We start from the raw sequence: 11,577 nt of genomic DNA on the forward strand, positions 1-11,577 counted from the left end.
AGATCGTAGTTGCAGTACGTCATCATGGTGTCGAGCTCCTCCTCGACGGCCACCTTCTCCAGCAGGTCGAGGTCGTAGCCGGTCACGCCGATGAAGCCGATCATGCCCTGCTCCTTGTAGTCGCGCAGCACGGGCAGCGCCTCGTCGATCACCTGATGGATGTCGCCCCACTCGATGTCGTGACACTCGACCACGTCGATGTAGTCGAGGCCGAGGCGCTCCATGCTCTCCGGAACGCTGCGCTTGATGCGCTCGGTGGAGAAGTCCCACTTGCCGGGCTCGTAGCGGCCGCACTTGGTGGTGATGATGTAGGAGGAACGGTCGATGCCCTTGAGGCCCACGCCGATGTTCTTCTCGGACTGGGTGCGGCCGTACCACGGCGACGTGTCGATGAGGTTCATGCCGTTCTCGAAGGCCACCTGGATGGTCTCGTTGACGAGATCCTGGTTGACCTCGCCGTACTCGCCGCCGAGCGGGGCGCCGCCGACGCTGAGGATCGGGACTTCAAGACCGGTGTTGCCGAGCTTCCTGGTTTCCATGTGAGTAACTCCTTTGTTATTGATGGTGATTGGTCGGTTGGTCTGATGATTGATTGGTCGAGATCGCCCGATCGTCAGATCCGGAATCCCGCGTTGGCCGGGCGGACATGCGGTCCGGCCGCGATCGTCCACGTACCGGCACGGCGCTCCTCGGCGATGGCCTGTTCGTCCACGCTGTAGCCGAGGCCGGGCTCGTCGCCGAGCACGATGCCGCCGTCTTCGATGGTCTGATCGCTGGTGATGCCGATCGGCGGGGTGAGCGCCTGGATCTCGATGATCATGTGGTTCGGCATCGACGCGGCGGCCGCGGCCACCGGGTTCGCGTTGTATCCCACCGGACTGTACGGCAGATGGTTCGCGAACGCATAGTTGGCCACGCGCAGGGCGTGGGTGATGCCCCAGCAGCTGCCGGTCTGCACCACGTCGACGGCCTTCGCGTCGATCAGCGGCTTGAACTGCTCCAGACCGGTCAGGTTCTCGCCAGAGGCCACCGGGGTGGTCACATGCTCGCGCACATGACGCAGACCGTCGGCGTCCCAGCGGCGGGCCGGTTCCTCGATCCACGCGAGGTCGATCTCGCGTTCGATCCGCTTGATCCGGCGCACGGCCTGCACGCTGCTCCACGATTCGTTGACGTCGAAGAAGATCTCGGCCTTGCCGCCGCCGTTGCCGCCCTTGCCGCCGCCGAAGACCTCCTCGGCCAGGTGCAGTCGGCGCAGATCGGCGTCCATGTCGGCGCCGCCCTTCACCTTGACGGCGTGGAATCCGCGGTCGGCCCATTCGCCCCACAGGGCGGGCAGATCGGCTTCAGGGACCGGGCCGTCGAGGCAGGAGGCGTATCCGGGAACGAACCGGTCGCGCGCGCCGAGCGTGCGCCACAACGGTTCGCCGGCCATCTTCGCCTTGAGATCCCACAGGGCCATGTCGAGCACGCCGATCGCGCCGAACACCTCGCCGGCGTGACCGCTTTTGAACACCCGGCCGAGCATCCGATCGTACAGTGCGGTCACCGCGCGCGGATCCTCGCCTTCGACGGCGGGGAACACGCGTTCGATGCCGTTGTGTCCGCCGAGGCCGATGCCTTCGAGGCCTTCGTCGGTCTCCACGATCAGGATCGGAACCTCGGTGACGCCGGATTCGATGGAACCGTTGACGTCGCCGATCGGGTGACCCCAGTTATGCACGGTGTGAATGGATCGGTAGCCTGTGATCTTCATGATGTGCCTGCCTTTGCTGTGCCGTTGGTTGGTTGTTCGTCCGTCCGTCATCCTCTGTCGGATCGGGGACGGGGACCCTGCGTGCCGGAGAAGACGGGGGTGATGCCCTGCACACGCCATGCCGACTCGTCGTGCAGCGTCACCGATCCGTCGGGGTTGAACGAGACGGCGGGGTCGGCGATCGCCGAATGCACGTCGTTGCCCTTGGCCGTCCACGCCTCGCCCTGCGGGGTGGTGCATGTCCAGCGGTCGGAACCGTCGGCGTCCTTGGCGATGACGCCGTCCGCGGCGATCATCGCCTGTTCGCCGTCCGAATCGTCCCAGATCATGTTGGCGTCCGAGATCAGGTTGATGTCGGCCGCGCTGCCCGATCCGGGACTGCCGGCGAACGCCGGGGTGCCGGCGCCGACGATGACGTTGTGCATCACCACCGCTGCGGTGTGGCCCTCCGGCACGGCCAGCGACATCTGGCCGGTGCCGCCGTGGGCGAGCAGATTGCCGGTGATGACGTTGTTCAGGCCGGTCTTGATGTGCAGGCATTCGCTGGAGACGTGGTGGATCACATTGCCGCTGAACTCGATCCCCGAGGTGGACGGGTCGACCAGAATGCCCCAGCCGCCGAACTGCGCGGCGCGGACGTCGTGGATCAGGTTGCCGCGCACCACGGTTCCCGGGGAGACGCCGAGCGTGTAGATCGCGCCGAACCAGTCGAGCTTCGGACCGCCCAGATGGTGGATGTGATTGCCTTCGATGCGGTTGAACGTGCTGTGGTTCTCGCCGTAGTCCCAACGCCAGCCGCAGGCGATGGCGCTGGAATGGAAGCGGCTGATCTCGTTGCAGGCCACCGTGTTGTGCGATCCGTGACGCATGAGCACGGCCACGGCGTGCGGGTAGACCTTGCCGCCGTCGGAGATCTCGCAGTCGCTGATCTCGTTGCAGGTGTTGAAGCCGGGGTCGCGCGGATTCGGATCGCCGCCGCAGGCCAGTGCGCCGGCGCCGAGGTCATGCATCGTGCAGCCGGAGATCAGCGTGCCGCGTACGCCGCGGTCGAGGCGGATCGCATAGCCGGCGACGTGTTCGATGACGCAGTCGACGAAGGTGCAGTCCTCGGCGAAGGTCAGGCCGATACAGCCGGGTACGGTGGAGGCGGCCTGCGGATCGGAGGCGTAGAGCACGTTCGGGTCGAGCACCGGATCCTCGCGCATCTGGAACGGCGGTCGTGCGGCCGGGGCCTGGGACCAGTCGGCGTAGGCGAATCCGACGTTTTCGAAGCGGATGTCGTGGGCGATGGCAGCCGCGTTACCGGTGATGGTGACGAGCTGGCCGACTCGGGGAATCACGGCGGTGAAGTCGTCGATGGAGTCGTTCTCCCCCGGCGCGTACAGCACCACGCTGCGACCGTATCCGTTGGGCCGGGCGTCGGTGGCGAGCTGGCCTTCACGGTCGAGCAGCCATTCGCCGGCGTGTTTGCCGAGTTCCTCGGCCACGCCGTCGAGGTAGAAGCGGGCCATCGCGTCGCCGTCGCCGTCCTTGAGGCACAGCATGGTCTGATAGTCGGAGGTGACTGCGATGTCGGTATCGGCGGCGTTCTGCGCGGTGATGTTCTGTACGGCGTCGTTTTGTGCGGTGTCGTCGTTCGCGGCAGTGCCGTTCGCGGCGATGGTCTTGATCGGCAGACGCTCCTCGATCCAGAAATGCGGGATCACGGCCTCCATGCCGGGCCAGGCCTTGATATTGGCCAGTTCTTCGGCGTATTCGGAGTCCGCAGCGTTGAAGGTGAAGGCGCTGGCGCCGCTGAACAACGTGGAGTTGAGATCGGCGTTGACGTCGAGGCCCCGCTGCTCGGATACGCGAAGATATCCCTCGTGCGGCAGTCGCGGACGGGGTACGCGGTCGCCGTTCACGTACAGCGTGCGGCCGGCTTCGGGACTGGCTGCAGCCACCCAGACGGGATTGCCGTCGATGCTGTCTTCATGCCAGTCGCGAATGGTTTCGCCGCCGGTGACCCGTACGGTTTCCGGGGTGGCGGCGCCGTCGTCGCCCCGCCAGGCGGCGAAGGTGATGCCGCTGTCGGCGGGACCGAGCTCCAGCGTATGGCCGAGTTCGTAGTCGCCGCCGTGCATCCACACGGTGACGGGCTGGGTGCGGACGCGCAGTCTGCGGACGATGGCGAGAGCCGCGTCCAGCGTGCGGGTCGGGTAGTCCTTGCTGCCGTCGCCGTACGGGGATCCTGCGGGGCTGACATGCACCTCAAGTCGATAGGAACCCATATCGAACCCCCCTAGAGTTCGCGGAACTACGTTGTCCGTGTTATCCGTATTCGTCCGTATTGCCGGTCGGTGCTACCCGCCGGCTTGCGGTAGTCTGTTCGTCGGTTGTCTGTTCGGCGGCCACGTTTCCGGCCGTATCGGAGCGGACGGCCACAGGATGCGGCCTGGCGATTGACTGTCGGGAGAACCTTCCGGAGGGAAGATTTCCCATGATGTTTTTTCTCTTATGATGCTTTTTATGCTTCATCGTTGAACCATCGGTGATCTTTATTAAACCGTTATTCTTTCCAGATGTCAAACTTCCGACACGCCACGGCTACGCAAGGGTCTACGCAGCCGGCCGTCACGTCAGGCGGCATCGGAAAGGCGTCCGGGCTGCGAACCACAGCAACCGAGTGACTGCCTTCGATGCGGAGACCCGCCATGTTGCGATCGACCATATTGTGACCGACCGCGTCGCGGCCACATCCCCATATCACGTTCTTCGCATCGGAATCGGCGTGTCGGAAGTTTGACATTACCGTCCGATCGGGTTTAAATGATACTACCGTTTGGTTCAACGATGAAGCAAAACAGGAATCATCTAGAACTTAACCGGACTCGTTCGAGTTCCTCAAAGACCTGACAACAACAACCCAACTACAAGGAAAGAAGCAATCATGATTGATTTCAATGACAAGAAGCAGATCGCCAAGGCGATCCAGTACACCAACGTCAACCCGAACCTCACCCGCGAGCAGGTCGTCAAGCACATCGAGACCTGCGCCGAGTACGGGTTCGACGCCGCGATGATCGCCCCCTGCTACTGCGACCTGGCCGCCGAGATCCTCAAGGGCACCGGCGTGTCCGTGGCCACGACCCTGAACTTCCCGCAGGCCAACGACACCCTGCCCATGAAGATCGCCGCCCTGCGCGAGCTGGCCAAGACCGGCGCCCAGGAGTTCGACTTCCCGCCGAACCCCGGCCTGCTGGTCGGCGGTGAGATCGACGCCTACGCCGAGGAGCTCAACACCATCGTGCGCATCGCCCACGAGGAGGGCCTGCGTTGCAAGGCCATGCTGGAGTTCGGCTTCCTCAACGACGAGCAGAAGAAGCAGGCCTCCGAGATCGCCGTGGCCTCCGGCATCGACTGGATCAAGAACTCCTCCGGCTGGGGCGTGGGCGGCTGCGCCGCGACCGTGGACGACGTGAGGATCCTCGCCGCCGCCGCCAATGACGTCACCCGCGTCAAGGTCTCCGGCAAGGTCAACTCCCTGGAGAAGATGAAGGCCCTGTTCGAGGCCGGCGCCGAGCTCGTGGGCACCAGCTCCGCCACCCAGATCGTCGACGGCCTGGTCGGCGACGAAAACGCCTACTAAAGCGTTCCCTCCCCCTGTACCGAACTCGTACATCTCCTCTTCTCTCTAACAGGTCCCCCGCAACCGACGCGGGGGACCTCGTCATCCATACCCATCCACCCTTCCACCTCTCCAATCCCCCATCCATTCGCGTGGCGCGTTCGACGCATCGATTCCGGATATACGGGATCCACGCTTACGGGATCCGCGGTACACGGCATTCCGGTATTGCCGCGAAGTCCCATTCGCGCATCCGGAACGGCATCAGCCGGCATATCGGACGGCGAGACGACACCCCAACCTCCGCACCGCCGCGATCCCACCCACAACACCCGCCACACTTCCGTCTTCCGTCAGCAAAGGAGCTGATTTGTTATGAAACTCGGTATCATCGGTTCGTACGCCAAGGCCCTGGTGATGACCGCGGACCGCATCCCCCAGCCCGGCGAGACCCTCATCGGCCGCGACTACCGCGAGACCTACGGCGGCAAGGGCAGCGACATGGCCGTCCAGGCCGCCCGCCTCGACGCCGACGTGACCTACGTGGGCGTGGTCGGCGACGACAACTTCGGCCGCGAGTTCCGCCGCCTGCTCGCCGACGAGGGCATCGCCGACGACGGCGTGCGCGTCACCGGCTCGCAGCCCACCGGTGTGGGCCTCATCGTCAAGGACAAGGACGCCCGCAACGTCATCGTCGTCGACATGGGCGCCAACGGCGAGTTCTCCCCCGCCGACATCGACGCGAACATCGATGCCCTTGCCGGCTGCGACGTGGCCCTCGCCCAGCTCGAGATCCCGCTGGAGACCGCCCTGTACGCCATGAAGCGCTGCAAGGAGAAGGGCGTGACCACCGTGCTCAACCCAGCTCCCGCCGTGCCGCTGACCGACGTGGATCTGTCCGACGTGGACATCATTACCCCGAACGAGACCGAGGCGCGCGTATGCGTCGGACTCGCCCCCGACGACCCTATCAGCAACGAAGAGATCGCAGCCAAGCTGATGGACCGAGGCGCCGGCGCCGTGGTCATGACCCTGGGCGACAAGGGCGCGGCCGTGTTCAGCCGCGACGGGTCGGTCGAGGTCCCGCCGTTCAAGGTGGACGTGGTCGACTCCAACGGGGCCGGCGACAGCTTCAACGCGGGCCTGTGCGTCGCGATCGGCGAGCAGGGCGGGCGGCGCGACCTCGCGGCTGCGGCCCGGTTCGCGTCCGCCGTGGGCGCGCTGTGCTGCACCGAATGGGAGACCATCCCCTCCTACCACACCCGCAAACAGGTCGACGACTTCATCGCCCACAAAGACTGACCGGTTGATCTCCATACGGAAATCAGTCCGTTCGAGACTCCAGCAGCCAATACTCGATGTTTCACGACTCTGTTTCACGATGATGTTTCACGTGAAACATCGAGTGTTTCACGGCGGTTGTTTCACGGCCAACGCCCCGCAGTCGCCTTGCCGTCGCCTTCGCACAGACCGATCACCGCCATCCGTGCCGATCGTCACATCCGCCACCATCTCCCCACTGTCTCAACACCAAACCGACAATCCAAACCAAACCAGCGGTTACACCGTATATCGCAACCGCCATTCACAAAGGAGTGAATCATGCAGCCCAACAAGATCCTCAACGCCAAGCTCGCCGGGGCCCTCGCCACCCTGGGCCACACCGACGTCGTGCTCGTCACCGACGCCGGATTCCCCATCCCCAAGGACGCGAACATCGTCGACCTGGGCCTGACCGCCGGCACCGTCGACGTGCTCGAGATCCTGCGCGTCCTGCGTGCGCACATGTTCGTCGAGGAGGTGCGCTTCGCCCCCGAGGTCAAGACCGAGTACCCCGCGCTCTACAAGGACGTGCAGGAGATCTACACCGGCTCGGGAGCCGAGTTCATCCCCGCGCCCCACGAGGAGCTCATCGCCGAGTGGGCACCCAAGGCCAAGGTCGTGATCCGCTCCGGGTCCCTGACCGCGTGGGCCAACTTCGCGCTCGTTGCGTCGACCGACCCGTACGCCTGGTTCCGCGACGACGAGCCCGTCGAGCCCCTGCCCCTGTACAAGGAACGCCGCCGCCGCATCGAAGCCAACGAAGTCCCCGACTTCAAGACCGTCTAACCGGCAGCGGATCTGATCCAGATTTCGAGAGACCGTTCCCTTCCTTCCTTCTTCCGATCTCTCGACCAGCCCTTCCCACCCGGAAGGGCTTTTCCATGCCCGAGCCATTGCGCAACGGCATGCGCAACCCGTATAAGTACTTGAAACCATATTCGGGCAAGGATCCGGTGCTGGATGACGGAGATGTGTTCGAAGCATTCGCACCGTCACCCGGTACAGGTATCGTCACGCGGAACACCCGCACCGAGTGACACCACGACTAAACCATTGAAATTCCAACGTTTTGACGGGTGCGTCACATGGCATACCCGAACCGAGTGACGCAAGACGAACCGAGTGACGCGATCCCGTTTCGACATGCACCCGCGACCGGAACACAACCGCTCCCCTCACTTCCGACACGCAATGGTATGAATGCCATGAACAAGTTCAAACGAAATTCCGGAGTCCACGTCACCATGTTCGCCCCCGCTGGGCTGGACCCGTTGAGGGGAACGGCGGCGCCGTCCCCAAGGTCCGGACGAGTCGACGGGCGAGCTGGTGGGGTGCGGTTCACGTCCAAGCCACCTCATCCGACGGCCTCCGGCCGCCACCTTCCCCTCAAAGGGGAAGGCAGAAACACCTAAAGCTCACGACGCCGGCAAGTCAGGATCCTGCCCTATCTAGCGGGTCGAATCGCGCTCCACGAGGCGGAAACCGGTGGTGTAGAGACCGGGCTTCTCCTTGTCGCCGTCGATGCGTCGCAGCAGGCAATCCACAGCCATCTGCGCGTACTGCCACGCAAACGGATCGATCGTGGTGAGCGACGGGGTGCAGTGACCGGAATCGCGGGTGTTGTCGAACCCGATCATCTGCATGTCGTCCGGCACCGACATATGCCGCAGTTTCAATACGGAAAGCGCACCGAACGCAATGATGTCGTTGGCGCAGAACACGCCGTCCACCTTGATACCGCGATCCAGCAGAGCGGTCATCGCCTCTTCGCCGGACTCGCGATCCATGAAGTCGCAGGGCACCACCAGATCCCAGTCAAGATCGATGCCCTTCTCCCGCAGAGCTCGAATGTATCCGCGGAATCGAAGGCTCATATTGCCTTCATGCTTGACGAGCAGCTCCTCCAGCTTCGCACTGTCCCGCACACCCGCCTTGCCGAACAGATCCGGCGGCGTGCCAAGGAATGCCACACGCCTGCACCCATGATCCAGCAGCCACGTCGTCGCGTATTCGGCACCGTCGGCATCGGGCATGGAAACGGAATCCGCCTGCGCGAACGCCGGGAAATCGCCGGTCAGCACCACCGGATACGACTGCCGGAGCACTGCACCGCGCTTTTTCAGCGGACGGTCGGTGAGGAAAATCCACCCATCCGCATTGACGTGATAGGTTTCGTCGATCAGCCCATCCAGACCTTCGTCCATATTGCCGTAGGTGCTGATCACCACGCCGTATCCCTTGCCGCGCGCATAGCTGGAGACCTCGTCGCAGAACAGGCCGAAGAACGGATTGGCGAATCCCGGTACGGCGAGACCGAGCAGCTTGGTGGCACCGGACCGCAACGCCTGCGCGGATTTGTTGATGCGGTATCCGAGTCGGTTGATGACCTCCTCCACCCGTTTACGGGTTTCGTCGCTCATACGTCCGGTACGGTTGATCACATTCGATACCGTCTTGGTCGACACACCCGCCTCCGCGGCGACGTCAGCAATCGTCACGCTTTTAACCATGATTCATCCCTCTCGATTGACGCCATGGGGGGGGGGGACATACGCGAATACAGATGCGCAAGCACGGCATCCACCCTTGATAACTCTCCACATTGTATTCTCGAACTATTTCTGTAACGTTCGAAAATGCTTGATTTCAGCGTTTTCTGGCTGTTGAAGACTTCAGACGCACCCTGTGGCATCATCGCCCCCTTTCCGCTATTCGCACTGCCGCAGACACCTCAACCAGCGCTGCGGCAATAACGATCGGCTTGACCGTTATCGGCACAACGCACGCAACACGTCCCACGGCACACGGCACATCTGCGACCCGGCCGACGGATTGACAACCGCACGCCAACCGGATAGATTGGTAACCACGATTTGATTCAACGATGAAGCATAGCAAGAACCATCTATGAATCAGATTACACCATTCACACCGGGAATCAAACGGCGCGGCACTGACGCCAAACCAACATTCCCACTCGAACCAACCACAATCGAACACCATACCCATTTATCGAACAAAGGAGTTTCACCCATGAAGGCGATCGTTGCCACCCCCGACAAAAAAGCCGCAATCGTGGAGAAGGAGCTGCGTCCGCTGGGATACGGCGAGGCGCTGCTCGACATGGAATGCTGCGGCGTATGCCACACCGACATGCATGTGAAGGATCAGGACTTCGGCGATGTCTCCGGCGTGACCCTCGGGCATGAGGGCATCGGCCGCGTGGTCGAAGTCGGCGAAGGAGTCACCTCGCTCAAGGTCGGCGACCGTGCCAGCGTGGCGTGGTTCTTCGAAGGCTGCGGCCACTGCGAATACTGCATCACCGGTCGCGAAAGCCTGTGTCGCACGGTGAAGAACGCCGGCTTCTCCGTTGACGGCGCCATGGCCCAGCAGTGCATCGTCACCGCCGACTACGCGGTGAAGGTTCCCGAGGGACTCCCCTCCGACGCCGCCAGCAGCATCACCTGCGCCGGCGTGACCACCTATTCCGCGGTCAAGGCCTCCGGCATCAAGCCGGGCGAATGGCTGCTGGTCATCGGTCTCGGCGGCTTGGGCAATCTGGCGCTGCAGTATGCCAAGAACGTGTTCGGCGCGAAGGTGATCGCCGCCGACGTGAACGATCGCCAGCTGGAATTCGCCAAGGAGCTGGGCGCCGATCTGGTGGTGAACCCTGCCGAAACCGATCTGGGCGCGTTCGCCGCCGAGCAGGTGGGCGGCGTACATGCGGCCGTGGTGACCGCCGTGGCAGCGGCCGCCTACAACAACGCAGCCAAGGCATTGCGTGCGGGAGGCCGCCTCACCGCAGTCGCCGTTCCGGAAGGCACGCTGGATCTCGACATCCCCAGCACCGTGCTCAACGGCATTCAGGTGACCGGTTCCCTCGTCGGCACCCGCAAGGATCTGGCCGAGGCCTTCCAGTTCGGCCTTGAAGGCAAGGTCGTGCCGCGTTGCCAGATGCGCCGGCCGGAGGAGATCAACGACATCTTCGACGAGATGAACGACGGCAAGATCCGCGGCCGCATGGTGCTCGATCTCACGCGGTTCTGATATTTCGATCGTTCCGGATAGCTTGATCGTTTGTTGCTGTTTCGGATAGCTCGGTCGTTTCGGATATCGAAACCTGGCCCGATATCCGAAACGATCGATGGATTAAGGTGCGTTTCACACACAATGCGCCTTAGTCCATCGAGAGCTGAAGCACCAAGCAGCCAAAACCGCATGATTGCAAGGATCCCGCAATCACAGAATCCAGTTTCCGATGGACTAGGGATGCAAATCAAAGCTTTTACCGCCTAGTACTTCGGTAAGCCACCTCGGTAAGCCACCTCGGGAAGCCACCTCGGGAAGCCACTATTCCACGCAATCTCAATCGGCCGGGAACCAGACGACGCTGGTTTGCGTCACTCGGTACACCTTGCGTCACTCGGCTCGGGTGTTCCATGTGACGCACCTGTCAGAACGTTGGAATTTCAAGGGTTTGGTCATGGCGTCACTCGGTACACCTAGTCCGAGTGACGCCACCTAGCCCAAGTCACGCCACATGCGGGGCGCGCAAACTCGGGGGGTCTCCTCCGACAAGGAACCCAAGCCTTCCCTCGAAGGGGAAGGTGGCCGGCTTTGCCAGCCGAACGAGGTGAGTATTCCGCCCTGAGCTGCGCCCAAACCACCTCATCAGTCAGCCTACGGCTGCCAGCTTCCCCTCCGAGGGGAAGCCCCCGTACCGACAAGTCCCCTCCAAGAGGAAGCCCCGTACCGACCCCTCTGCCGAAGCCCCCGTACCGGGCAGGTTCCCTCCGCCGCCGGCCAGTCTCCCCTCCGAAGGGAAGTCTGACAAGGCGGCGGGTTGGCGGGTTCCAGTGGACGGGGAATTGCCTACCACAGTTCTTTCGCT

8 protein-coding genes are annotated in these 11,577 nt (G+C 63.1%); 4 read left to right on the plus strand and 4 right to left on the minus strand.

The annotated features are described in order from the left end of the window. The 3 genes from Uis1B_RS09060 to Uis1B_RS09070 form a co-directional block, all read right to left on the minus strand. Window positions 1-539: aldo/keto reductase (locus tag Uis1B_RS09060; protein ID WP_207763410.1), on the minus strand; the 539-nt coding region annotated here is incomplete at its 3' end. A gap of 74 nt (window positions 540-613) precedes the next feature. After that, on the minus strand, window positions 614-1,756 hold the full coding sequence (locus tag Uis1B_RS09065) for a mandelate racemase/muconate lactonizing enzyme family protein (RefSeq protein ID WP_101617600.1): 1,143 nt from the start codon (window positions 1,754-1,756) through the stop codon (window positions 614-616). Window positions 1,757-1,803: 47 nt separating this feature from the next. Further along, window positions 1,804-4,026 carry a right-handed parallel beta-helix repeat-containing protein gene (locus Uis1B_RS09070; protein WP_101617602.1) on the minus strand — a complete coding sequence of 741 codons (2,223 nt, stop codon included), beginning with the start codon at window positions 4,024-4,026 and terminating at the stop codon, window positions 1,804-1,806. A gap of 659 nt (window positions 4,027-4,685) precedes the next feature. Between Uis1B_RS09070 and deoC the strand changes: the two genes are divergently transcribed. From deoC to rbsD, 3 genes are all read left to right on the plus strand, one after another. After that, a complete protein-coding gene (gene deoC, locus Uis1B_RS09075; RefSeq protein WP_101617604.1) occupies window positions 4,686-5,384 on the plus strand; it encodes a deoxyribose-phosphate aldolase in 699 nt (232 codons plus the stop codon). A 354-nt stretch (window positions 5,385-5,738) separates the two neighbouring features. Then, window positions 5,739-6,665 (plus strand): ribokinase, encoded by a 927-nt coding sequence (locus Uis1B_RS09080; protein ID WP_101617606.1) that lies wholly within the window; start codon window positions 5,739-5,741, stop codon window positions 6,663-6,665. 300 nt (window positions 6,666-6,965) lie between these two features. Continuing rightward, window positions 6,966-7,472, plus strand: coding sequence for a D-ribose pyranase (gene rbsD / locus Uis1B_RS09085; RefSeq protein ID WP_101617607.1), 507 nt, complete (start codon window positions 6,966-6,968; stop codon window positions 7,470-7,472). Between the two features lie 662 nt (window positions 7,473-8,134). Here the strand turns inward: rbsD and Uis1B_RS09090 are convergent. Beyond that, window positions 8,135-9,184 (minus strand): LacI family DNA-binding transcriptional regulator, encoded by a 1,050-nt coding sequence (locus Uis1B_RS09090; protein WP_165782825.1) that lies wholly within the window; start codon window positions 9,182-9,184, stop codon window positions 8,135-8,137. 535 nt (window positions 9,185-9,719) lie between these two features. On the opposite strand from Uis1B_RS09090, the gene adhP reads away from it, so the two are divergent. Further along, complete coding sequence (gene adhP / locus Uis1B_RS09095; RefSeq protein ID WP_101617612.1) at window positions 9,720-10,733, plus strand: alcohol dehydrogenase AdhP; 1,014 nt, start codon at window positions 9,720-9,722, stop codon at window positions 10,731-10,733. Window positions 10,734-11,577: the final 844 nt, after the last annotated feature.

Source organism: Bifidobacterium margollesii, assembly GCF_002860355.1.
Taxonomy (GTDB): domain Bacteria; phylum Actinomycetota; class Actinomycetes; order Actinomycetales; family Bifidobacteriaceae; genus Galliscardovia; species Galliscardovia margollesii.